The organism is Rothia sp. HMSC066H02, assembly GCF_001814995.1.
In the GTDB taxonomy this organism is placed as follows: Bacteria; Actinomycetota; Actinomycetes; order Actinomycetales; family Micrococcaceae; genus Rothia; species Rothia mucilaginosa.
Genome location: NZ_KV818688.1, coordinates 376,938 through 402,023, shown reverse-complemented (window position 1 = coordinate 402,023; position 25,086 = coordinate 376,938). Strand labels below are relative to the sequence as shown.

Sequence of the window (25,086 nt, the reverse complement as noted above, 5' to 3'; positions counted from 1 at the left end):
CGCCCTCGCTTCGCTTCGGGCACCCTGATGTCACGACGGAGGACACCATCCCTCTGTTCCCTATATAAGTCACTCAGCCTTAGATTCGTAAGGACAGGGCTTGTGTGCGCGATACCGGCATAACGAACTGGAGGGGGAGGGGGCTGTCGCCTTCTCAATCTTTTGCTGGCTCCGCCGGACAGGTGAGCTAAAATTGTGCCCCAGCGCCGCACTTTCTGAAAGCGACATCAGGGTGCCCGCCCGGGCGCTCTCCGCAGCGAAGCAAGGAAGAGCGGAGCGTCCGGGTGTGGCGGGTTCCCCTGCAGGAGCGAAGGAAGGGAGCGGCGCGAGATGCCCAAGAGCTCCCATACCGTGCTCGAGCTAGGGATTTATGTTAAAGCTGAGGTTCAAGGTATGCTTTTCCTCGGCGCTGATTTTCTTTCCACAGCAAGCAAATCGAGGCTCGCCTGGTTTCAAATAAAGTCGCACCGCAAACACATCACCCCACCTGAATAAAGGGCATACCATGTCTACATCCCTGCCCCGCCGCAAGCTCGTCGCCGGTGCAGCCTGGGCGGCACCGGTCGTCGCCGCCTCCGCAACCATCCCCTCCTACGCAGCGTCCGTCGCCGCTACGAACGACTGCATCCTGGCAGCTAGCCCGGCGTACAGCATCTCCGGCACCGAGGAAGGCGCCAAGACCGTTCAGAGCTTCGCCGTGCCCAACAACGTCCACAAGCTCCGCTTCGAACTGGTCGGCGGCGCGGGCGGCACCAACAACCGCATGACCCCCGCCGGCTCCGGCGCGAAGGTCACCGGCATCATCCCCGTCACCCCCGGTTCCACCGTGCAGATTATCGCCGCGGCAGGCGGTATCGGTGACGGCTCCCTCACCCCCACAGCCGGTGGTGAAGGCTACGGCAACGGCGGCGCCGTACCCGCCTACACCATCCCCGCCACCATCACCGCGCAGGTCGACGCCAAGTACGCGGACCCGGCAAACTCCAAGACTCAGGCGTACGCTGCATCCGGCGGCGGCTCCTCCGCACTGCTCATCGACGGCACCGTAATCGCTGTGGCTGGCGGCGGTGGCGGCGCGGGCATGACCACCTCCGGCGTGTCCTACGCAGACCCCTGGTACTCCAACCTCAACGGCCAGATCGACGCAGGCGTGGCGCCCCTCGGCTCGGATGCATCTCCGCAGTTCGACGCGGCGGGTAGCGCCTCCGCGGCGGCAGGCTCCAACGGCACCCCCGGCTACGAAATCTACAAGGCTGAACGCTCCAAGGTCCTGACCTACAACTCCGGTTTCGGCGGCGCAGCGGGCGTGGGCGGTGCCGGTGGCGCGGCAGGCACCCTGCCGGTCAGCGGCCCCATCATCGGCTTTGAAACCACCAACAACCAGGTGCTGTTCAGCCAGTTTGTTGCCGGTAACGCGGGCACGAGCGGCTTCGCGGGCAACGGCGGCGACGGTGCGGGCGCATACTCCTACCAGCTGGATGAGAACCCCGCCAGCGTGCACGAGAAGGGCACCTACGAGGACCGCAGCTGGGACCTGGACATCTACAACGACGAGGGTGCGTACGCGCAGAACTTCAACGGCTACCAGTCCGTGGTGTCCGGCGGTGGCGGTGCAGGCTACGGTGGTGGCGGTTCCGGTGCGGCACAGTCTGTCTCCTCGATTGTGCTGACTCAGAAGTGGCTGAATAGCCCGACCGGCGTGCGCCAGGGCCTGGGCTACACGATGCAGGGCGGCGCCGGTGGCGCGGGCGGCTCGTACCTCGCCCCGTCGGTGAGCGACGGCGCCATCGCCTCGGCCGAGAACGCGCCGCAGTGGATGCGCGAGCGCGGCAACGGTTCGGTGACGGTGACCTTCTGCGAGGCGGCGGCCTAACCGTTTCTCACGCTGAGAGGCGGTGTTCGTCCTCGCTCCTACAGGGGCACCCGCCCTCGCAGAGCTCGGGCACCCTGATGTCGCTACGGACGACACCGCCTTTCCGCGCTAGGTTCCCGGCTTAGCTTGCGCTGTGAACGGCAAAGAGCCCCCACACGATTACCTCGTGTGGGGGCTCTTTGCTTGTGCTGCAGGTGCAGCCGTGTTTTCCGGAAGCGCCCTCAGGGTGTCGTCCCGGACGCTCTCCGCAGCGAAGCAAGGAGAGGACGGAGCGTCCGGGTGACGGGTGCCCCTGCGTAGGCGCGGAGGAAACATGCGGCGCACCTACACCTGAGTAAGAGCGAGGACGAACACCGCCGTCCGCAAGCTCAAAATCTAACGCTTGATAGCGTCCAGCGCCTCACGCTGAGCCTTCGCAATGCGCTTCTCAGACACCGTGTAGGCGGTGCCGAGCTCCTGGGCGAAGAAGCTGACGCGCAGCTCCTCAATCATCCAGTTCACGCGGCGGAGTGCATCCGGCACGATGGTGCCTGCCGGTAGCGACTTGACCGCGTTATCGTAGGAGTCTTCCAGGTCCTGCACGGTGAGCATGAGCTGGTTGTCGCGGTGCAGGTTCGGTCCGAGCTTCGTCAGGCGCACCTGGGCGGCCTTGAGGTAGCGTGGGATGTGAACCAGCTGGTCGTAGCCGGTCTTCGCGACGAATCCGGGGTAGACGAGGTTCTCCATCTGTGCCTTCACGTCGGAGACGGCGTGCATGGTTGTCAGCGAGGTTGCCTTTTTGATTGCCTTCTTCAGCACGGTGGCTTCGGAGAGGATTTCGGCGACGAGCTTGGTGACGTCGAAGACCGTCTCGATGAGTTCGGCACGCACATGCTCGTAGAGTTCGCTGTATTCGGCGTGCGTGAAGATGGGGGTGTGCGGCACGAGGTGGTCGAGTGCCGCGACGGTGCAGTCGCGGATGAGTTCATCGATGGAGCCGTGCGGGTTCTGCGTGAAGACGATTTTCTCCTTGTGGGAGAGGTGTTCGCTCACGTAGCGTACGGGCGAGGGCACCTGCAGCTGGAGCAGGCGGATGATGCCGCGGCGCTGTGCGTGGAGCTGTTCGGCTTCGGTGGGGAAGATGCGCAGGCCTACGCTGGTTTCTTCGTCGACGAGGGCGGGGTAGCCGTTGACTACCTGGGTGGCGATGATGCGCTGTACCTTGCGGGGGATTTCTCCGTTGGGGAAGAGATCGGCGGGGAATTCGGTGAGGCCGCTGATTTCGCGTACCTGCGAACCGTGCGCATCGGCTACCTGGGTGGTGCCGCTCTGAGCGTTCTTCGCGCCCTTCTTGGCAGAAGCCGCGGAGCTGCCCGAGTTACCCGAGCCATCCGAGCTACCCTGCGCGAGTGCCACCATTTTTGCCATGGTGTCGTCGGATGCGCCGAGGGAGTCGGCGAGGGCGCCGCGAATCTCCTTGTGGAGCTGCTGTTGCAGGGCGCGCAGGTCCTTGCCTTCGCCCAGGATTTTGTTGCGTGCGTTGCGCACCTGGAATCCCATTTTCAGGTGTTCGGGCACGGCGTCCCAGTTGAAGGCCTCGGGCTCGACAACGACGCCGCGCAGGCGGCGTAGTACGAGTGCCAGGGAGGGGATGAGCTCGTCGGTTGCGGGGGAGTAGTCCTCTTCGAGGGCGGCGCAGGCGGCGCGTGCCACGTCGGGTGCGGGCACGAAGTTGCGTCGAATCGCCTTGGGCAGCGACTTGATGAGCGCGGTCACGAGTTCGTGGCGCAGGCCGGGGATCTGCCAGCGGAACGGTTCGGGGTTCAGCTGGTTGAGAAAGAGAATCGGTACCTGGACTGCTACGCCGTCGCGCTTGGCGGCGTCGGTGCGGGCGCCTCCGATGCCGGCGGTGGGGGCGTATTCGTAGCGCAGGTCGAGGGTCAGTTCGCCGCTGTCGGTGCGCTGCACCCACTGGCGGGGGAACTGGGAGTCGTCGTAGTCGGCGGCTTCCTCGTTGATGAGCTTTTCGGGGTTGAAGTCCAGGTAGTTGTCGTCTTCGAGACGTGCCTGCTTCCACCACTTGTCGAAGGCGCGCACGTCGGTGACGTGGGCGGGGATGCGTGCGTCGTAGAAGGCGAAGAGTACGGAGTCGTCTACGCGCAGGTCGCGGCGGCGCAGGCGTGCTTCGAGTTCTTCGACTTCGGCGAGGGCGCGCTGGTTGCGCAGGTAGAACTTGTGCTGGGTGTGCCATTGGCCTTCGACGAGGGCGGACTGGATGAACAGTTCGCGGGCTGCGGCGGCGTCTACGCGGGCGTACTGCACGGGGCGGTCGGCGTAGATGGTCAGGCCGAAGAGGGTGCCCTTGGCGTAGGCGACTGCCGCGCCGGAGCTGAGGGACCAGTGCGGTTCGGAGTATTGCACGCTGATGAGGTGCTTGCCGATTTCTTCGATCCACTGCGGGTCGATGGAGGCGTTGGTGCGCGCCCACAGGCGGGAGGTTTCGACGAGTTCGGCGGAGAGCACCCAGTCGGGGCTCTTTTTGAACAGGCCGGAGCCGGGGAAGATTGCGAACTTGGTGCCGCGTGCGCCGAGGTATTCGCGGGGGCCGCGGTTGCGTCCCTTGGAGTCCTTTTCGCGTTCTTCCTTGACGCCTACGTGCGAGAGCAGGCCGGAGAGCAGGCTCTTGTGGATGTCGATTTCGTGGGCGGAGGCGTTGATGTCCCTGCCGCCGCTGGCGTGAATATTGGCGGTGCGTCCCATCTCGCGCAGCTGGGCGAAGAGGTCCTGCCATTCGCGGATGCGCAGGTAGTTGATGTATTCGCGGTGGCACATTTTGCGCAGCTGCGAGGAGGACAGCGCCGCCTGCTGCTCGTTGATGTAGTCCCAGAGCAGCAGGAAGGAGGAGAAGTCGGAGGTGTCGTCGACGAAGCGGGCGTGCATTGCGTCGGCTTCGGCGCGCACGTCGGCGGGGCGTTCGCGCGGGTCCTGGATGGTCAGGGCGGCGGCGAGCACCATCATTTCCTTGGCGCAGTTGCGGCGGCCGCCTTCAATGATCATGCGGGCCAGGCGCGGGTCCACGGGGAATGCCGCCATGGCTCGGCCGATGGCGGTGAGGGTTGCGCTATTGCCGCGGCCCTTGCGGGGGCTGCGGGGGCGTTCGGTGAGCGCGCCTAGTTCGCGCAGCAGGTTCACGCCGTCGTTGATGGCGCGGGATGCGGGCGGCTGCACGAACGGGAAGCGGGAGATGTCGCCGGGTTCGCGGACCACGCCGATTGCGATCATCTGCAGGATGACGGCTGCGAGGTTGGTGCGCAGAATTTCGGGGTCGGTGAACTCGGGGCGCGAGTTGAAGTCTTCCTCGGAGTAGAGGCGGATTGCGATGCCGTCACTGACGCGGCCGCATCGACCGGAGCGCTGGTTGGCGCTTGCCTGCGAGATGCGTTCGATGGGCAGACGCTGCACCTTGGTGCGTGCCGAGTAGCGGGAGATGCGTGCGGTGCCGGTGTCGATGACGTACTTGATGCCGGGCACGGTCAGCGAGGTTTCGGCAACGTTCGTGGCGAGCACGATGCGCGGGCGAGATCCGGGGGAGAACACGCGGTGCTGCTCTGCGAGCGAGAGGCGCGCGTACAGGGGCAGCACTTCGTAGTTCAGGCGCGGCGACTTGAGAACCATCGCCTCGATGGCGTCCTTGGCGTCGCGGATTTCGCGTTCGCCGGAGAAGAAGATGAGGATGTCGCCGGGCGCTTCTTTGGAGAGTTCCTTGATGGCGTCGAGGATGCCGTCGGTGGGGTCGTGGTCGTCTTCGATTTCGTCGTCGCTGAGGTAGTCTTCCTCGTCGAGCGGGCGGTAGCGGATTTCCACGGGGTAGGTTCGGCCGGACACCTCAATGATGGGCGGCGCGTCGTCGGGCAGGATTGCTTCGGCGATTTCGCGTTCTTCGGCGCTGAGGTTTTCGTCGACGATGCCCTTGCCCGGCACGTAGCTGGGGGAGAAGTGGCGTGCGAAACGCTCCGGGTCGATGGTCGCGGAGGTGATGATGACCTTCAGATCCGGGCGCTGCGGCAGGATGCGCTTGAGGTAGCCGAGGATGAAGTCAATGTTCAGGCTGCGTTCGTGCGCCTCGTCAATGATGAGGGTGGAGTAGCGGCGCAGCAGCTTGTCGTTCTGGATTTCGGCGAGCAGAATGCCGTCGGTCATGAGCTTGATGGCGCTGTGTTCGCCGACTTCGGAGGTGAATCGCACCTGGTAGCCGACGGTTTCGCCGATTTTCTGTCCGAGTTCTTCGGCGATGCGTTCGGCGACGGAGCGTGCGGCGAGTCGGCGCGGCTGGGTGTGGCCGATGAGGCCCTTCTCTCCCAGGCCCAGGTCGAGGCACATTTTGGGGATCTGGGTGGTTTTACCGGAGCCGGTTTCACCCGCGATGATGACGACCTGGTTGTCGCGGATCGCGTTCATGATGTCTTCGCGGCGTTCGCTGACGGGCAGCTCTTCGGGGTAGGTGATGACCTCGGGAATGAAGGGTTCGTAGCGGCGCGGTGCCGGGCGGTTCTGCTGGTTGCTCTTGTTGTCGCCCTGCTGGTTGCCCTGCTTGCGGGCGCGGTTGTTGGCGCCTGCGCGTCGGTTGGAGCGGGAGGCGTTGGAGTTGCGTTCGGAGGCGCCGCGGGAGGAGTTCTTGCGGTCTGCGTTATTCTTCGGGGCGCTGTTCTTCTGCGCACCCTTCTTCGGGGCGCCGTTTTTTACCGCGTTGTTCTCAGTAGTTTTATCTGCGGTTTTTTCGCCGGTTTTTTCGGAGGATCGTACCTTTGCCGCGTGGATTGCGGCGGCCATGCTCGCCATGGTGGGGGCGGTGCGGGGGGCCTTAGAAGTATCTGCGTGTTTCTTCGTGGATTTCTGCTCAGACATATCCTATCCAGTGTACTCGCCTTGCCCGCGGTGGGCTTGGGGTGTGCTTTGTTTGTCATATTTGGGTTTGTTCGCGGGAACCCCGGGGTGGGTGGTGGTGGAATACTGACTCCAGGCATGCAGTTAATGTACAATAAATGACATCAAATGCTATCTAAAGAGTTAATAATTATTCATTTGAATTTTATGCACCGTAGATGCGAATTAACTGCGCTTCTTAACTTTCTTTCGATAGTTTCGTTCAACTGCTACAGTGGTGAATAACACAGTAGCGAAGGAGTGACTATGCCATCACCAAAGACGTACCCGGCAACACGTGTTGCAGTGTTGGATTGCTGCGAAGACGGACAGCACGAAGAAATTCACCACCGCTGCGAAGAGCTCTTCCAAGCCCTCGTTCACGCGAGTCTGCGCACCCACTTCGACCGCCTCAGCGCCGAAGAAACCCTCTACCTGGTCACCGGCGACGGCGAGCGCGTACAGATTTCTCCCGAAATGTACGGGCCCCTCACCTCCGTAGCGCGCGCATTCGCCGACCGTAAGGATGTCTGCGTGGTACGCCAGGACCGCCTCATGACCACGCAGGAGGCGGCAGACTACCTGGGCGTATCCCGCCCGACCGTTGTTCGCCTGCTGGAGCGCGGAGATATTCCGTTCGAGCGCATTAACACGCACCGTCGCGTTGCTTTTGATGACCTCGAACGCTACCGCCTTGAGCACGAATACGTGAACCGCCGCGTTCGCTAACCTCGCTAACCTGTCGAACCGCTCAAGCTACACAGCGCGGTTGAGCTACACGCTGCGGTTGAACTGAACAGCGCGGTTGAGAAATAGCAGCATCTGCTGAACAATGTCGGGGCTAAAACAGCGCGAATCCCCGTGTTCGGCATCCGGAACCAGCACCAAATCGGTAGGCACCTGCCGCGTGCGCAGCGCCTGATACACCCGCACCGATTGCTGGTACGGCACACACGAATCACTAATACCGTGCACAAGCATCAGGGCAGTGGCGCCGCCGCTCGCACCCGGTGCAGAGGCACTTTCGACCTTATTCACTCGTTTCTGGGGGCGTACCGCATCAATAGGATGCGCACGCTCCCAGTTCTTTTGGGCGCGCTCGATGCAGACACCCGGAACCGCCCGCTCGCCCTTGGAAGCGTCGATAGTAGACACGTCTGCGGGTACGGGGTGGGTGCTTCCCAGTAGTCGCCATTCGGCGCCGTCATCCTCGGGGTGGTCGAGAGCGTAGCCAGCCAGGGGCCGATCGGTGAAGATGGTCCTCAAATCGCTGACCCCGTAAAACGAAGCCGCCGCTGCCACCTGCGAACTATGGGACGGGTAGGCGCTCGCCGCCCTGCCCTCATAGTATTCGTCGTGCTCGGGTGCGCTCGCAGAATCCCCACCGCTACCGTCACCACCGGCGGCGGAATCTCCCGTATGCGCAACCAGCATGCTCAGGTGCCCGCCGGCGCTTCCGCCCGCTACCGCAATGCGCTGCGGATCAATACCGAATTCGTGCGCGTTGGCGCGGAAGAAACGCACCGCCTCCTTCACATCGTGCAGGGCACCCGGGAAGAGCGCCTGATGCGAATACCGGTAGTTGATGGACGCGACCGCCCAGCCTGCCTGCTGAAAAGCGGCGCGCATGAGCGCCTGGGTATTGGGCTGCTCCCCGCCCGGGGTGTGTAGGACGGTATCGCGTAGGGCCTGGTTGGTGCCGAAGCGCCAGGCGCCACCGTGAACCCACACCAGTAGCGGGGCGGGGGAAGAGATATCCCCTGTCGCGGGGAAGAAATCGTAGGCGAACGCCTCGCGAGTTACCGGCGACTGCGCGCCGTAATCGGGTAGCGAGTGGGCATCGTGAAAGCCCGCCTCGCGGTAAAAACCGGAGCGGTACTCGGTACTCTCAACGGTCGGCGTGCCCTCTACATTCGGCACGCCCTCAGTGTTCGGCGAGTCCTCAGCGTTCAATGCGCCCTCAACCTTCGGCGCATTCTCAGAAGTCTGCATGAATCAGCACCTCGTTAGGGAACCAGTACGATCTTGCCGCGGGTGCGACCCGTCGCAACCAGGGCATGAGCCTGCGCAGCCTGCGAAAAATCAAGCACCTGATCCACGTGTACCTTCAACAGGCCCAGGGACATGAGGCGGGCAATCTCCTGCATCTGCATGCGGTCCGGGTGAACCGTCAGCCACTGCGCCTCGAAGCCGCGCTCACGCGCAACATCCAGCGGATCGGGGCTGGTCAGGGTGATAATACGGCCGCCGGGAACCAGCACCTCCAGCGAATCGAGGAAGGTCTGCTGACCGGTGGAATTGAGCACCACGTCCATGGTCTGGCCCAGTACGGCACGGAAATCCTCGGTGCGGTAATCAATAGGCTGGGCACCCAGTGAGCGCACAAACTCGTGGTTAGCCGCGGAGGCGGTCGCAAAAACCTGAGCGCCAGCCTGCGCCGCCAACTGAACGGCGAGGTGGCCGACGCCTCCGGCACCGGCGTGAATGAGCACGCGCTCACCTTCCTTCAGTCGTGCCACTTCGAAAAGCGCCTGGTATGCGGTCAGCGCCGCCAGGGGAGCGCCACCCAATTGCGCGCAGGGAACATCGGCGGGCACCTTCACCAGCTGATGCGCCGGGGCGAGAACATACTCGGCGTACGCACCGGCGGGGGAGGGAAAAGAAACAAGACCAAATACGCCGTCGCCCACCTTAAAACCCGTGTAGTCGCCGGCGGTAGCAACCACGGTGCCGGCAACATCCCAGCCGGGAACGAAGGGCTTGTACGACGGATCTGCCAGCTGAGCGGCGGGACCCAGACCCTTGCGAGTGGTCACATCAATTGGGTTGACACCGGCGGCAACCGTCTTGATGAGCACGTGACCGCGCACCGGCGAGGGGATAGGCACGTTTGCTTCGTGCAGAACGCTTTCGTCGCCCCATTCGGTGAGCTGAATCTGGCGCATGGTGGTCATCGGGTTACCTCCGCTGTTGTGGCTTGAAGCCGTGCTGATGTGACGGGTGTGCGCGTTTTCCCATTCTCTCAAGGCTGTTAGCGTTGCCACAATAGGCAGGCGGGTAGTGTCCACCCTCTGAGGTTGAAGAGGGTGCTGCCCGGCATAAGATGTTCAACAACCAGGCTTAGCCGTTAAATAAAAAGGAGCCGATACCCGAACAATACGCCTCGGATATCGGCTCCCGTGTTCCCTCTCGAATAAGAACATCGTGCCCCTGAAAGGATTCGAACCTTCGACCCCCAGTACCGGAAACTGGTGCTCTAATCCGCTGAGCTACAGAGGCAACCCACCTATGGTATCAGATAAGCACTAGATAAAGGGTCAGGCACCTGCCAAGGCTTGCTAGAATAGTTTGTTATGACTCCTGAAGAACTCTCCGAAGCCATTGCGCTTGCCCTTGAAGAAACCATTTCCTCCGGCCAGCTGACCCTCGTGGAGGGCGCTGAACTGCCCGCCGTCCGAGTGGAGCGCCCCAAGTCCCGTGAACACGGCGACTGGGCAACCAACGTCGCTCTGCAGCTCGCCAAGAAGGTGGGCAAGAACCCGCGTGAGGCAGCAGCTCTTCTGGCAGAGAAGATTGGCGCCATCGCCGGTGTTGCATCCGTAGATATTGCTGGCCCCGGCTTCCTGAACATCACCCTGGACGCCGCAGCTGCTGGTGAGCTTGCCGCCACCATCGTTGAGGCTGGCGAAGCATACGGTCGCAGCGACAAGTTCGCCGGTAAGACCATCAACCTTGAGTTCGTGTCCGCGAACCCCACCGGCCCCATCCACCTGGGCGGTACCCGCTGGGCGGCCGTCGGTGATGCGCTCGCCCGCGTCCTTGAGGCTGAGGGTGCTAACGTCGTGCGTGAATACTACTTCAACGACCACGGCACCCAGATTGACCGTTTCGTGCGCTCCCTGATTGCCGCTGCCCGCGGTGAGGAGACCCCCGAGGACGGCTACGCTGGCGCGTACATTGTTGACATTAAGGACCAGATTCTGGCTCAGCGCCCTGACGCGCTTGAGACTGAGAACCCCGAAGAGATTTTCCGCGAAATCGGTACTCACCTGATGTTTGATCAGATCAAGGAGTCCCTGGCGGCATTCGGTACTCACTTTGACGTGTTCTTCCACGAGAACTCCGTGTTCGAAGGCGGCAAAGTGGACGCCCTGCTCGACACTATGCGTGAGAACGGTCAGCTCTTCGAGGCTGACGGCGCATGGTGGATGCGCACCACCGACTACGGCGACGATAAGGACCGTGTGGTCATCAAGTCTGATGGCAACCACGCCTACGTGGCGGGCGATATCGCCTACTACCAGGACAAGATGACTCGTGCCGAGAACCCCGCCGACGTGGCGATTTACATGCTTGGTGCTGACCACAACGGCTACGTGGGCCGTCTGAAGGCTATCGCCCAGATTCTTGGCTACCGCGCCGACCAGATTGAGGTCATGATCGGTCAGCTGGTGAACCTGGTCAAGGACGGCAAGCCCGTCCGCATGTCCAAGCGTGCCGGCACCGTGGTCACCCTCGAGGACCTGGTCGAGGCTGTGGGCGTTGACGCGGCTCGCTACGAGCTGACCCGCTACTCGGTGGACACCCCCATCGACATTGACCTGGGCCTGCTGACTTCCAAGAGCAACGAGAACCCGGTCTACTACGTGCAGTACGCTCACGCACGTACCGCCGCTGTGGCACGTAACGCCGCGGAGGCTGGCGTGAAGGTTGAGGACGGCGTGGACACCTCCCTGCTCGACTCGGCTGCTGACGGCGAGCTGCTGGCTGTACTCGGCCAGTTCCCCGCTGCTGTGCGTGATGCCGCGAAGTTCTACGAGCCGCACCGCGTGAACCGCTACCTGGAGCAGCTCGCTTCGGCGTACCACAGCTGGTACGGTGTCTCCCGCGTCGCCCCCAAGGCGGACGAAGAGGTCACCGACCTGCACCGTACCCGCCTGCTGCTGAACAATGCAGCACAGCAGGTGCTGGCTAACGGCCTGAACCTGCTGGGTGTGAGCGCACCCGAGCGCATGTAATACTCTCGTTTCAACCCCCGACCCGGTACTGCCGGGGAGGGGGTTGAGCGTATGCCGGCAAAGATAGCTAAGAAAGAGACACGATGAGCGAAGCCCGCGCCCTCTACGCCCCCGAATGGCTCACCTACCCCGAGCACCCCGAGACCCTGTCCCGCACCATCTGGACTGACTCCTTCACCCGCGATGAGCAGGGCGAGCTCTGCATTGACGGCGTGACCGTCAGCGACCTGGTGGCGGAGCATGAAACCCCGCAGTACGTCTTCTCCGAGACGACCTTCCGTACCCGCGCCCGCGCCTACCGCACCGCTTTTGAGCAGGCTTTCGCCACGCACGGTGCGAAGGTGAGCGTCTACTACGCCGGTAAGTCGTTCCTGTCCACCGCTGTGGCGCGCTGGGCGACCGAGGAGGGGCTGTGCCTGGATACCGCCTCCGGTGGTGAGCTGGCGTTGGCTCTGCGTGCACAGGTGCCCGGTGCGAACATCGCCCTGCACGGTAACAACAAGTCGGAGGCTGAGATTGCCCGCGCGATCCGCAACGGCCTGGGCCGCGTGGTGGCTGACTCGGTGGACGAGCTCAAGCTCATTGAGCGCGTGTACGCCGAGCTTGCCGCCGAGCGTGTGGCTGAGGGCGAGGAACCCTACGCCCCGGTTCCGGTGCTGATTCGCATCACCCCCGGCGTGCATGCCTCGACCCACGAATCCATTGCGACCGCGCACGAGGATCAGAAGTTCGGCATGTCCCTGCAGCCCGGCACCGCCGCGCTCGCCGGTTTGGATGAGGAGGAGCTGGAGCACTGGGGCGTTGAGGCTACCGATTCTTACGCGGCTCTGGCTGCCGCGATTCTGAACGCGACCGATTCCCTGGATTTCCGCGGTATTCACTGCCATATTGGTTCGCAGATTTTTGAGGCGGAGGGCTTCGAGCAGGCAGCTACTACCGCCCTGGAGTTCATGAACCGCCTCAACCGTGACCTGGGCATGACCCTGCCGGAGCTGGATTTGGGCGGTGGCTACGGCATCGGCTACACCGAGGCGGATCACCCCCGCTCCATTACCGAGGTGACCGAGTCGATTGCCGCTTCCGTCGCGGCAACCTGCGAGCGCCTAGGCATGGCGATTCCGCACATGTCGTTTGAGCCGGGCCGTTCCATTTCCGGTCCTTCGGGTGCGACCCTGTACACGGTCGGCACCATCAAGAACGTGAGCATTGAGGATGAGAACGGCGAGATTCGCGTGCGCCGCTACGTTTCGGTGGATGGCGGTATGAGCGATAACGCCCGCCCGGTGCTGTACGAATCGGATTATTCGGTGACCCTGGCGAATCGTGCCCCGGCGGGGGAGCAGGTGCTCTCTCGCGTGGTGGGTAAGCACTGCGAGTCTGGCGATGTGGTGGTTCGTTACTGCTACCTGCCCGCTGACCTGCAGGCTGGCGATATTCTGGCGGTTCCGGCGACCGGCGCGTACTGCTATGTGCTGGGTTCGAACTATAACTTCTTGACTCGCCCGCCGGTGATTGCCACTGCTGAGGGTAAGCCTTCTCGCGTGATGATTCGTCGTCAGCGCGAGGAGGATATGTTGGCGCTGGATATGGGTTCGGATATCTAAGAACGGATATCTAAGAACCCATTCTGACATCATGAAAAACCGTGAAGCTCCCGTCTCTGCACTGCACACTGCGAGGTGGCGGTTGCAGGCGGGGCTTCACGGTATTGCGCGTTCAAGACTCCGCCGACGATAAGGATCACCTCATGATTGTGAGGGATGCCTCATCTCAGAGAATAAAAGTCGCAGCTTGAGGCCGATGGCTTCATCCCGCCTCTTGATAAAGTGGTTGTTGAGTGCGTGCTCCGCGTAGCGCGCCGCACCGTAGCCCGAAGAGACCCCGGGGAACGCCCCGGAACGACCGTAGAAAGAGACTATCGTGGCTGACAAAATCAAAGTTGCCCTGCTGGGTGCCGGTAACGTCGGTTCCCAGGCGGCACGCATCCTGATAGAGGATAACGCCGTCCTTGAAAAGCGCATTGGTGCGCCCGTCGAGCTGATCGGCATTGCCGTGCGTGATACTCGGGCAACTCGCCACTGGAATGCCGACCCCTCGCTGTACACCACCGACGCCGAAGCTTTGATTGACGCCGCCGACGTGGTGATCGAGCTGACCGGCGGCATCGAGCCGGCCCGCACCCGCATCCTGCGCGCGCTGAACGCCGGCAAGTCCGTCGTTTCGGGCAACAAAGCCCTGCTGGCCAAGCACGGTGTGGAGCTGCAGGCCGCCGCTGATGAGTCCGGTGCTCAGCTCTCTTACGAGGCCGCCGTGGCCGGTGCGATTCCGATTCTGCGCCCCCTGCGCGACTCCCTGGCCGGTGACCGCGTGACCCGCGTTCTGGGCATCATGAACGGCACCACCAACTACATTCTTGACCAGATGGACACCACCGGCGCATCCTTCGCGGACGCACTGGCCGACGCCCAGAAGCTGGGCTACGCCGAGGCCGACCCCACCGCTGACGTTGAGGGCCACGACGCCGCGTCGAAGGCTGCGATTGTTGCTTCGCTGGCGTTCCACTCTGACTTCACCATCGATGATGTGCACACTGAAGGCATTACCTCCATCACCGCTGATGATGTTGCGGCTGCGGATGCTGATGGTTACGTCATCAAGCTGCTGGCTATTTGCGAGCGTGAGGGTGAGAACGGCGCTAACATTCGTGTGAACCCGACCCTGATTCCGCGTCAGCACCCGCTGGCGGGCGTGCACGGTGCGTTCAACGCTGTGTTCGTTGAGGCGGAGAACGCTGGCGAGCTGATGTTCTACGGTCCCGGCGCGGGTGGCGCTCCGACTGCTTCGGCTGTTCTGGGTGACTTCGTGTCCCTGGCTCGTCGTCTGGTGCTGGGTGGCCCCGGTGTTCCGGAGACTTCCCACGCGCAGCTGCACGCAACCGGTCTGGATAACGTGGTGTCTCGCTACTCGGTGGGTGTTTTGGTGGAGGATCGCCTGGGCGTTCTGGCGAACATTACCCGCATCCTGACTGAGCACGGTATTTCTGTTGATTCTCTGCGCCAGTCCGCCCCGAAGGAGGGTGTGGCTCAGATTCGTATGGTCACCCACTCTGCGAAGGACGCTGATTTACGCCGTGCGATTGCTGTGATTGACGCGCTGGACACTGTGCGTGAGGTGAACTCGGTCATCCGCGTGGAGTCCGAGAAGCACTAGGCTCCGAGAAGCACTAGGCGCTTAGCGCTAACTGATGTGCGGCACGCGCCGCTCACTAAACGTGCGATGTTCGCTTGCGGGTGCATCGCTCACTAACTAACCCGCGTACCCGCTACCGCGCCGGACCTATGGGAGGTCCGGCGGGCGGGGCGCCAAGATTGAAGGAGAAGCCAATGGCACACGTGTGGCAGGGCGTTATCAATGAGTACCGTGACCGTCTGCCTTTCGCAGACGATGTGAAGGCTGTGACCCTGGGCGAGGGCGGCACCCCGCTGATTCACGCGCCGGCACTGTCTGCTGAGACCGGCAACACCGTTTACCTGAAGTTTGAGGGTATGAACCCGACCGGTTCGTTCAAGGACCGCGGTATGACCAGCGCGATGACCGCCGCTAAGCGTGACGGCGCGAAGGCTGTTGTGTGTGCTTCGACCGGTAACACTTCCGCTTCGGCTGCTGCGTACGCTCTGCAGGCTGGTATGCGCTGTGCAGTGCTGGTTCCGGACGGCAAGATTTCTATGGGTAAGCTGTCTCAGGCTATCGCTCACGGTGCTGACATCATTCAGATTGACGGCAACTTCGATAACTGCCTGGAGATTGCTCGCAAGCTCAGCGAGAATTACCCGGTGTTCCTGGTGAACTCGGTCAACCCTTACCGTATTGAGGGCCAGAAGACCGGTTCGTTCGAGGTTGTTGACACCCTGGGTGACGCTCCCGATTACCACCTGCTGCCGGTTGGCAACGCGGGTAACATCACCGCGTACTGGAAGGGCTACAAGGAGTACTCGGAGCCTTACACCAACCGTGACGGTGAGGTTCTGGAGCCGGTTGCGACCAAGCGCCCGATCATGTGGGGCTTCCAGGCTGCTGGTGCTGCACCGATCGTTGCTGGTCACCCGATTGAGGCTCCTGAGACCATTGCGACCGCGATCCGTATCGGTAACCCCGCGTCGTGGGAGAAGGCTGAAGCTGCTCGTGATGAGTCTGGCGGCGTGATTGAGGCTGTGACTGATGAGGAGATTCTGGAGGCGCACCGCTGGCTGTCTGCCCGCGAGGGTGTCTTCGTGGAGCCGGCTTCAGCTGCCGGTGTTGCGGGTCTGCTGAAGAAGCACCGTGCCGGTGAAGCTCCCGAGGGTAAGACCATCGTCATCACCGTGACCGGTCACGGTCTGAAGGACCCGCAGTGGGCTCTGCAGGCTGTGAACGGCGTGAAGGTTGAGCCGACCAAGGCTCCCTTCGACGTGGTTGCTGTGGCAGATATTCTCGATTTGCACTAGCCTATTCATACTACGTTGTGCACTCCGTCCCGATTTTTCGGGGCGGGGTGCACCTGCATGACAGCCCTTTTTGTATCTTTCACCTATTCACTCATTACGTCACCGATCGCGAGGTTCTTCTCATGTCTTCCCTGCATATTTCTGATATTCCGGTGGGCGCGTCCGTTAAGGTTCGCGTTCCCGCTACGAGCGCTAACCTGGGCCCCGGCTATGACAGCATGGGTTTGGGTCTTGGCTTCTATGATGAGCTGGTTGTTGAGCGTATTGAATCCGGCCTGGAGTTTGAGCTCAGCGGTGAGGGTAGCGCGGATGTTCCTCGCGACGAGAGCCACCTGGTTTTGCAGGCGATGAAGGCTGGTTTTGCGGCGGCTGGTTTGGATGAACTGCCGCCGGTGAAGCTGATTGCTGATAATAAGATTCCGCATTCTCGCGGTATGGGTTCTTCGGCGTCGGCTATTGTGGCGGGTGTCGCTGCGGCGAGCGGTCTGCTGCCGGAGGAGCACCGTCTGAGCCGTGAGCAGATGCTGCAGGTCGCCTCCGATATGGAGGGCCACCCGGATAACGTGGCTCCGGCGATTTATGGCAACCTGTCGGTGTCCTGGGGTGAGATGGGCAACTGGAAGACCTTGATTATTCCGGTGCATCCTGATGTTCACCCTGTGGTGGCTGTGCCCGATTATGAGGTGTCGACGAAGCTTGCTCGTTCGCTGATTCCTGAGGAGATGCCCCACGTTGAGGCGGTGGCGAACTCCGCTCGTGCGGCGTTGCTGGTGCGCACTCTCTCTGATGCTCCCGAGTACCTGATGGATGCGACCGTGGATTACCTGCATCAGGGGTACCGCGTGACCGCGATGGAGCCGTCCGCTGTGCTGGTTGCGTACCTGCGCAGTCAGGGTTTTGCTGCGGTGATTTCTGGCGCTGGCCCTACTGTTTTGACCTTTGCGCACGGCGATGAGCAGGTGCAGCAGGTTCAGGAGGCGATTGCCGAGTTTGAGGCGACTCACCCCTGTAGCGCTATTGTGGATCGTCGCCTGAACTGGCGGGTTCTTCCTCTTGAAATTGATACTGAAGGTGTTATAGTTACTCAGTAGGACGTTATTAGTTCGTCCTATGTTGAGGTTCGCCCGTCGTTCAATGTAGACCGTCGATACTATCCTTCGTAACGTACTTCCGTTTCCCTTGATGCCTCAGATGCTTTTGTATCTGAGCGGGAGCCGGTAAGGTTCGGGGGAGTGCCTTTGGGATTCATGTCTTTCTTTATTTCTGACGCATAGGGGAAGACTTTTCTGAGGGTTCGGTTTCGCGACGGGTGCCCTTTCAAAAGTGACCAATCCGTCCTCTTCATCTCGTGTAGATGGTTCTATAGATGATGGTTTGGGCTTGCCCACATTTGTGATAGAGCGCCTTATCTTCCGTGTGTGCTCGCTGTGTCTGAATCAGCGGGTACGGTAAGAGACGCGAACCGCCTCCAGTGCGGTTCGAGGGAGTCGAAGGTGCAGACTGCTGTTTTCTTTCGGCAGTGTCTAAGCCTTTGACCGCGCTATAGCGCCCGCCCGATCTTTATTCTGAAGATTTTCAGGGCTTATAACCAAAGGAATTGTAGTTGGCAAAGAATATTGTTGTCACCGATGAGTACGGTACGGCGGCTGCCGCACCGGAACTTGCGAACTTGAAGGTCGCGCAGCTGCGTGTCCTCGCCCAGCAGCTTGGTATCCGCGGCTATCTGAAGTTGAAGAAGGCCGAGCTGGTTCAGGCTCTTGAGGAGCATCAGCGTGGTGGCGCCGTAGCCGCTCCTGCTGCGCCCAAGTCTGAGGCACCTAAGTCTGAAGCGTTCGCTGAGGCTGCTGAGGCTGCCCAGACTCCCGCTGCTGAGACGACTGAAGAGTCTAAGCCTCGCCGTACCCGCCGTACTCGCGCCCAGAAGGACGCCGAGGCGAAGGCTGAGAAGACCGAAAACGCTGAGGCTGCTGAAGCCCCCGCTGAGGGCGTTGAGAAGGCTGAAAAGGCTGAGAAGCGTACCCGCTCTTCCCGTTACGAGACTCCCGCTCAGAAGCGTGCGCGCGCTCGCCGTGCCGCTGAGGGTGAGGACGCATCGGCTGAGAAGTCCGAGAAGACTGAGAATAACGAGAAGCCGGAGAAGCGTACCCGCCGCACCCGCACCCGTAAGGACGAGAAGCCCGCTGAGCTTCCTCCGCTGGATGTGCGCGCTGAGCTGGCTGCTGAGCGTATTGGCGAGCGTGCGGAGCAGGTTGACCTGCCCGGTAACTCTGCTGAGCTGAAGGCTACTACTGCTGACGGCACCGCGAGCCTGGACAGCCTGAACGCTGCCCTGGACATGACTTTTGGCACCCCTGACGGTGAGAAGAGCTCGAAGCGTACTCGTACCCGTGAGCGTCGCCGCGATCAGGATGGTGAGCGTACCGAGCGTCGCACTAAGCGTGATCGTCAGGCTGAGCGTGCAGAGCGCAACACTGAGCGTAGTGAACGTGCCGAGCGTAAGGCTGCTGAGCGTGCAGAACGCGCAGAACGCGCAGAGCGTGCCGAGCGCACCGAGCGTACTGAGCGCCGTTCCAAGCGTGACCGTCAGGCTGAGCGTGCTGAGAAGCAGGCTCGCCGCCGCGAGGAGAACGAGCCTCGCCTGAGCGAAGACGATGTGTTGGCACCGATTTCGGGTGTTCTGGACATTCTCGACAACTACGCTTTTGTGCGTACCACCGGCTACCTGCCCGGCACCAACGACGTGTACGTCTCCCTGGCTCAGGTAAAGAAGTACAACCTGCGTAAGGGTGACCACGTGCTCGGCGCGATTCGCGTGCCGCGTGATGGTGAGTCGAACAGCCGCCAGCGTTTCAACGCGCTGGTTCAGGTTGAGGCGATTAACGGTCAGACCGTTGAGGAAGCAGCTAACCGCCGCGTCTTCTCGAAGCTGACTCCGCTGTACCCCAAGGAGCGTCTGCGCCTGGAGACCACCCCGAAGAAGCTGGGCACCCGCGTGGTGGACCTGGTGTCTCCGATTGGTAAGGGTCAGCGTGGTCTGATTGTGTCCCCGCCGAAGGCGGGTAAGACCCTCATGCTGCAGTCCATTGCGAACGCGATTACCGTGAACAACCCGGACGTGTACCTGATGATGGTCCTGGTGGATGAGCGTCCTGAAGAAGTGACCGATATGCAGCGCACCGTCAAGGGTGAGGTTATTGCCTCGACCTTCGACCGCCCGGCTGAGGATCACACCACTGTGGCTGAGCTGGCTATTGAGCGTGCGAAGCGTATGGTGGAGCTCGGCTACGATGTGGTCGTGCTGCTGGACTCCATGACCCGCCTGGGCCGCGCATACAACCTGGCTGCTCCCGCATCTGGTCGTATCCTGTCCGGTGGTGTGGATTCCGCCGCACTGTACCCGCCGAAGAAGTTCTTCGGTGCTGCCCGCAACATTGAAGAGGGTGGCTCGCTGACCATCCTGGCTACCGCCCTGGTTGAGACCGGCTCGAAGATGGACGAAGTGATCTTCGAAGAGTTCAAGGGCACCGGTAACATGGAGCTGCGCCTGTCCCGTCAGCTGGCGGATAAGCGTATCTTCCCCGCGGTTGATATTAACGCTTCTGGTACTCGCCGCGAGGAGAACCTGCTCTCCCCGGATGAGATCAAGATTATGTGGGGTCTGCGCCGTGCCCTGGCGGGTATGGAGCCTGAGCAGGCTCTGGGCGTTCTGACCAACCAGCTGCGTAAGACTGAAAGCAACGTGGAGTTCCTTCTGACGGTTCAGAAGAACGGTCTGCGTCTGGTCGACTAAGGCTCGTATCTCACGCGCCCCACCTCCTCATGTGGGTGGGGCGCGTGAGCCGTTCGTTTTGTGCATCCCTGCCAGGGGTGTGAGATGTCTAGTGCCTGCCCGTGCGGCGTAAAGTGCGGGAGATGGAAGAGAGAACAGAATGTTTGAATCTATTCAGGTTCTGCTGGATGAGCACGCTGACCTGCAGAATCAGCTGGCTGACCCCGCCGTGCAGGCGAATCAGGGTAAGGCACGCCGTGTGGGCCGCCGCTACGCGGAGCTGACCGGTATTGTGACTGCGTACAACAAGTACACTTCGCTGAAGGATGACCTTGAGGCTGCTCGCGAGATGGCTGATGAGGATCCGGATTTCGCGGCGGAGATTCCCGGTCTGGAGGAGGAGCTGGAGGTTGCTCAGGAGAAGCTGCGCCGCCTGCTGATTCCGCGTGACCCGGATGATGGCCGTAACGTCATTCTTGAGGTGAAGGCTGGTGCCGGTGGTGACGAGGCGGCTCTGTTCGCTGGTGACCTGCTGCGCATGTACATGCGTTACGCCGAGCACAAGGGCTGGAAGACTGAGATTATTTCTTCGACCAGCACCGATGTTGGCGGTTACAAGGACGCTCAGATTGCTATTAAGGGCTCCTCGAATGAGCCGGCTGAGGGCGTGTGGGCGCACCTGAAGTATGAGGGTGGCGTGCACCGTGTGCAGCGTGTTCCGGCGACTGAGTCTCAGGGCCGTATTCACACTTCCGCCGCCGGTGTGTTGGTGTTCCCCGAGGTGGATGAGCCCGAGGAAATCGAGATTAACCAGAACGACCTGAAGATTGACGTGTACCGTTCTTCGGGCCCTGGTGGTCAGTCGGTGAACACCACTGACTCGGCGGTGCGTATTACCCACCTGCCGACCGGTATTGTCGTGGCGATGCAGAACGAGAAGTCTCAGCTGCAGAACCGTGAAGCCGCGATGCGCGTGTTGCGTGCGCGACTGCTGGCTCACCAGCAGGAGCAGATTGACGCTGAGAACGCGGCACACCGTGCTTCGCAGGTGCGTACCATGGACCGTTCGGAGCGTATCCGTACGTACAACTTCCCGGAGAACCGCATTGCGGATCACCGTACCGGCTACAAGGCGTACAACCTGGATGCTGTGCTGAATGGTGATTTGGAGCCTGTGGTTCAGTCCGCTATTGAGATGGACGAGGCGCACCGCCTCGCTCAGGTGGGCCAGGAACAGAAGTAGTTCTGTATTTGCTCGTGCCGATTCTTTGAAACGGTATGAGATGTTGGTGAGGGGGCTCGCCGCTACGGCGGTGGAGCCCCTCACCTGTATGCCGCGATAGGCTTTGAGTCGTTGAGAGATGAGGAGGAGAGCTCATGAAGGTGAATGTGCACGACCCGCGTGGGGAAGAACTCGCGCAGGTGCTTACGCGCGCCACCGCGGCACTGGCGCAGGTGCCCAGCCCCCGCGTGGACGCCGAGCTCCTCGCCGCGCACCTGCTCTACGACGGCTCACGCTCACGCCTACAGCACGCCGCGCTGATGGGGGAGCGGCTCACCCCCGAACAGGTTGCAGAGTACGAGGCGCTGGTCGCCCGCCGCGCCTGCCGCGAACCGCTGCAGCACATCACCGGCTCCGCTCCCTTCTACCGCCTAGAACTGGCAGTCGGGCCGGGCGTGTTCGTACCCCGCCCTGAGACCGAGCTACTCGTCGAAGAAGCCCTCAAGGTGCTAGCACCCCGCACCGATTCGGCAACCGGTCAGCTGCGCATCGTCGACCTGTGCACCGGCTCCGGGGCTATCGCCGCGGCGATCAAGAGCGAACTGCCGAACGCCCAGGTGTTCGCGGTAGAGCTCTCCGAAGACGCCATCCCCTACACCCGCAAGAACCTGGAGCCGCTCGGCGTGCACCTGGTTCAGGGGGACGCCCTCACCGCCCTGCCCGAACTTGCCGGAACCTTCGACGCGGTGCTCTCTAACCCTCCGTACATTCCGCCGGCGAACGTACCCGCCGACCCGGAAGCCGCTCTGCACGACCCGGACATGGCACTGTACGGAGGGGGAGAGGACGGCATGCAGATGCCCTCCGCAATCGCCGCCCGCGCCTTCGAGCTTCTTGCCCCCGGCGGCCTGTTCATCATGGAGCACGACGACACCCAGGAAGACGCCGTCGCCGAGCTGTTGGCGCGTGTTGGCTTCGAGGGCTGCTACCCGGTGCGTGACCTGAATAATCGTCCGCGTCATAGCGTCGGTTATAAACCGCGCCCACTAGAGCCTTTAGACTAGTAGATGCACCACCTAGCCCGTGCAGGGCTGCGTGAAGGCAACGCGTCCGCCTCCTCAGCTAGCTTAGAGCCGGTGAGATATGGTGAACCCCCGGAAGAGTGCTTCCACATGGCGCGTTGTGGGTGCCGGTGTCTCGCCGCATCCAGAAAAACATGAGAGAATAAGACCCGTGACTGCAAAGCTGTACCCCGTAACGACTGAAACTGAGACCCGCGAGGCTATCGAGGCTGCCCGCGAGGCGCTGAAGGCGCACGACACGATTGTGATGCCCACCGATACCGTCTACGGTATTGCCGCCGATGCTTTCTCGCATCAGGGCGTTGCCAAGCTGCTGGCAGATAAGGGCCGCGACCGCACCATGCCGCCGCCCGTGCTGATCTTTGATCTTGCTGCGCTCGCTGGCGTGGTCGACGACGTTCCGGACGATATTTACGACCTGGGTGGTCGCTTCTGGCCCGGCGCGCTGACTATTATTCTTCACGCGTACCCGTCGCTGAGCTGGGATTTGGGTGAGACCCGCGGTACTGTTGCCGTGCGTGTTCCCGATGATGAGTTCGCCCTGAAGCTGCTGACTGAGCACGGTCCGCTGGCGGTTTCGAGCGCGAACAAGACCGGTCAGGAAGCCGCACTGGACGCACAGACCGCCATGGATTCCCTGGGTGAGGACGTTGCCGTGGTGATTGACGGTGGCGCTCGTCCTAAGCCGCTTGAGTCTGAGCCGAATGAGGACGGCGTGGTTGTGGTGACTGAGCGTGACCCGGCACCGTCGACGATTCTGGATTGCACCTCCTTCCCCTACGTGGTGGTTCGTGAGGGCGCGATTTCGGTGGAGGAGCTACGCGAGGTCGTTCCGACCATTCTGACTCGTGCGGAGGCTGACGAGCAGGCGGCTCGTAAGGTTGAGGAGGCCGAGGCTGCTTCTTCCGCGTCGTCTGAGTCGGCTCCTTCTGAGCGTGCTCTGGATGAGCAGGCTGACCTGGATGAGGCGTACGAGCAGTGGGACAGCACCCACACTGTGAGCGGTGAGCCTGCTCGTCGCGCTTCGGCACCGGTTGCCGGTTCTGTCGCTGCGTCCCTGCTGGGCGCTACTTCGGCTCTGTCTTCTGCTTTCAGCACTGGCGTGGATCAGGAGCGTTCGCGCGGCTACCGTGACAACACTCCGAAGCCGGTTCGTGCGGATGAGCCGCAGACTCACCCGGTTCCTGCTGATACTGCTCGCGCGCTGGTCTTTGGCGAGTTGAAGATTGAGACTGCCGCTAAGAGTGCACCCGCTCAGAGCGAGGCTAAGTCGGCAGAATCTAAGGCTGAAGACGCTAAGGCTGAGGCTACCAAGACTGAATCTGACGCTAAGACCGAGCAGAAGGACGCCCCGGAGGATCACCTCTAAAGCTTTTGTGAGCATTAAACGTATAAGGGAACGCCCGATATATCGTTCAGATATATCGGGGGTTCCCTTTCGTGATGAGCCCTCTAGAGGCGCGCAACTAGGCTGTGTGCCTCAGGTCGTGCACCTTTAGGAGAGCACGCGCGCTACCTAGTTCTTCTCGAAGCGGCGGTCCTTCTTCTTGCCCAGCGCGGTGTGGGCGTTGCGCAGTACTTCACGCACGCGCGGGGTGGGCAGAAGGTTGTTGTCGCGTGCCCAGGAGTCGTCGATGCCCTGGCCGAACCACATGACCTCGACCTTGCGCACGGAGCCTGCGAACTTGTCATTCATCAGCTCGGAGACGGTGTAGCCCGCCTTGACGGCCGCGCGGCAGAGCCACTCGGGCAGGCGGTGCGGGTGGCGGCGACCAGCATCCACGGATGCGGAGGCGACGGTTGCGCCTTCCCAGGGCTGCAGCACGATGGTGGGTAGCTCGCCGGGGAAGGTGCCGAGCATGACCACGAATTCTGCGAGGGCGTGCACGCTGGAAACCGGGGACTTGCCGGTGCCAGCACCGGCAACGGATGCGAAGGGGGAGGATGCCATCTTGGCGAAGAGTTCGGTGGTGCGTCGGCCGCGGCCCTGCACGCTGGTTGCGCGAAGGATGCACAGTTCGGGTGCGCAGTCGGGGTGCTCTTCGAGGAAGTAGTCCTGCAGGTCGAGCAACGCTTCTTCGCCGAGTGCTTTGGAGAAGGAGTAGGCGCTGAACGGGTTGGTCTCTTCGGACGCGTCCAGCACGAGGCGCGGGCCCTGTACCGCTGCGGAGGAGAGATGGATGACGCGGCGTACGCCGGTTCGCTGTGCGGCGATGGCAATTACGGCGGGAAGCAGGGCGTTTGCGCCGACGAGCGGGGGCAGATCCTGCATGTTGGGTGCTGCGAGACCCGCTGCGTTGACGACGACCTGCGCGCCTGCGAAGGCTTCTGCGAGGGAGTCGATGATGCCTTCAAGCTGGTCTGCTTCGTCGATGATGCTGTCTACGTCGAGGGCTCGGGTTGCGAGTCGAGGTGCCTCGATGGGATCAACGCTGATACCTTCTGCGTTCAGACGCGCGACGATGGAGGAACCAACGAAGCCGCTGGCGCCAATGACTTTCCACTTGGATTCGGACATCTCTTTTACCTCTCACGAGCCCGCGTACGTTGCGGGGAAAAATGGGGTCATTTCAACTTTCCCATATTTGAACAGTTTATGGGGAATTTGTGGGGTTTTATTCGGTCTCTGGTCGTTTTTTCGCACGGGGTGCACAGCGCAAACACAGGCTGTGAAGCTGGTAGCTTGATAGACACCCAAAACTGGGTGTGCGGGTGCGTCCGCTATACGGATAAATC

At 61.9% G+C, this 25,086-nt stretch carries 15 protein-coding genes and 1 tRNA gene; 11 read left to right on the top strand and 5 right to left on the bottom strand.

All coding sequences use genetic code 11. From position 1 onward, the window contains the following. Positions 1-505 precede the first annotated feature (505 nt). Positions 506-1,873, top strand: coding sequence for a hypothetical protein (locus tag HMPREF2999_RS08840; protein WP_070697767.1), 1,368 nt, complete (start codon positions 506-508; stop codon positions 1,871-1,873). Between the two features lie 375 nt (positions 1,874-2,248). On the opposite strand, the gene hrpA is transcribed toward HMPREF2999_RS08840, so the two are convergent. Beyond that, positions 2,249-6,757, bottom strand: coding sequence for an ATP-dependent RNA helicase HrpA (gene hrpA / locus HMPREF2999_RS08835; protein ID WP_070675031.1), 4,509 nt, complete (start codon positions 6,755-6,757; stop codon positions 2,249-2,251). Positions 6,758-7,042: 285 nt separating this feature from the next. Here hrpA and HMPREF2999_RS08830 point away from each other — a divergent pair, with 285 nt between their 5' ends. Continuing rightward, complete coding sequence (locus tag HMPREF2999_RS08830) at positions 7,043-7,504, top strand: helix-turn-helix domain-containing protein (RefSeq protein ID WP_005506503.1); 462 nt, start codon at positions 7,043-7,045, stop codon at positions 7,502-7,504. A gap of 45 nt (positions 7,505-7,549) precedes the next feature. Here the strand turns inward: HMPREF2999_RS08830 and HMPREF2999_RS08825 are convergent, their stop codons facing one another. The 3 genes from HMPREF2999_RS08825 to HMPREF2999_RS08815 form a co-directional block, all read right to left on the bottom strand. After that, positions 7,550-8,767 (bottom strand): alpha/beta hydrolase, encoded by a 1,218-nt coding sequence (locus HMPREF2999_RS08825; protein WP_070675034.1) that lies wholly within the window; start codon positions 8,765-8,767, stop codon positions 7,550-7,552. Positions 8,768-8,781: 14 nt separating this feature from the next. Beyond that, a complete protein-coding gene (locus HMPREF2999_RS08820; protein ID WP_070675044.1) occupies positions 8,782-9,729 on the bottom strand; it encodes an NADP-dependent oxidoreductase in 948 nt (315 codons plus the stop codon). A gap of 251 nt (positions 9,730-9,980) precedes the next feature. Continuing rightward, a tRNA-Arg gene (locus HMPREF2999_RS08815) sits at positions 9,981-10,054 on the bottom strand. 74 nt (positions 10,055-10,128) lie between these two features. Between HMPREF2999_RS08815 and argS the strand changes: the two genes are divergently transcribed. The 9 genes from argS (at position 10,129) to HMPREF2999_RS08770 (ending at position 23,719) form a co-directional block, all read left to right on the top strand. Further along, positions 10,129-11,793: an arginine--tRNA ligase gene (gene argS, locus HMPREF2999_RS08810; protein ID WP_070675046.1), complete on the top strand. Its 1,665-nt coding sequence runs from the start codon at positions 10,129-10,131 to the stop codon at positions 11,791-11,793. Positions 11,794-11,876: 83 nt separating this feature from the next. After that, positions 11,877-13,397, top strand: a complete 1,521-nt coding sequence (locus tag HMPREF2999_RS08805) for a diaminopimelate decarboxylase family protein (protein WP_070675050.1) — start codon at positions 11,877-11,879, stop codon at positions 13,395-13,397. Positions 13,398-13,713: 316 nt separating this feature from the next. Then, a complete protein-coding gene (locus HMPREF2999_RS08800) occupies positions 13,714-15,003 on the top strand; it encodes a homoserine dehydrogenase (protein WP_070675053.1) in 1,290 nt (429 codons plus the stop codon). 173 nt (positions 15,004-15,176) lie between these two features. Beyond that, positions 15,177-16,277, top strand: a complete 1,101-nt coding sequence (gene thrC, locus HMPREF2999_RS08795; protein ID WP_070604619.1) for a threonine synthase — start codon at positions 15,177-15,179, stop codon at positions 16,275-16,277. Between the two features lie 122 nt (positions 16,278-16,399). After that, positions 16,400-17,368 (top strand): homoserine kinase, encoded by a 969-nt coding sequence (gene thrB, locus HMPREF2999_RS08790; RefSeq protein WP_070675055.1) that lies wholly within the window; start codon positions 16,400-16,402, stop codon positions 17,366-17,368. Positions 17,369-17,880: 512 nt separating this feature from the next. Then, positions 17,881-20,067, top strand: coding sequence for a transcription termination factor Rho (gene rho / locus HMPREF2999_RS08785; protein ID WP_070675058.1), 2,187 nt, complete (start codon positions 17,881-17,883; stop codon positions 20,065-20,067). A gap of 139 nt (positions 20,068-20,206) precedes the next feature. Next, the gene (gene prfA / locus HMPREF2999_RS08780; RefSeq protein ID WP_005507792.1) at positions 20,207-21,289 is read left to right on the top strand and encodes a peptide chain release factor 1; all 1,083 of its coding nucleotides are present in this window, start codon (positions 20,207-20,209) and stop codon (positions 21,287-21,289) included. A gap of 134 nt (positions 21,290-21,423) precedes the next feature. After that, on the top strand, positions 21,424-22,332 hold the full coding sequence (prmC, locus tag HMPREF2999_RS08775) for a peptide chain release factor N(5)-glutamine methyltransferase (RefSeq protein WP_070675061.1): 909 nt from the start codon (positions 21,424-21,426) through the stop codon (positions 22,330-22,332). A gap of 169 nt (positions 22,333-22,501) precedes the next feature. Beyond that, positions 22,502-23,719 (top strand): L-threonylcarbamoyladenylate synthase, encoded by a 1,218-nt coding sequence (locus HMPREF2999_RS08770; RefSeq protein ID WP_070675065.1) that lies wholly within the window; start codon positions 22,502-22,504, stop codon positions 23,717-23,719. 147 nt (positions 23,720-23,866) lie between these two features. On the opposite strand, the gene HMPREF2999_RS08765 is transcribed toward HMPREF2999_RS08770, so the two are convergent. Next, entirely contained in the window at positions 23,867-24,868 is a 1,002-nt protein-coding gene (locus tag HMPREF2999_RS08765; protein WP_012903767.1) for an NAD-dependent epimerase/dehydratase family protein, read from the bottom strand. Positions 24,869-25,086 lie beyond the last annotated feature (218 nt).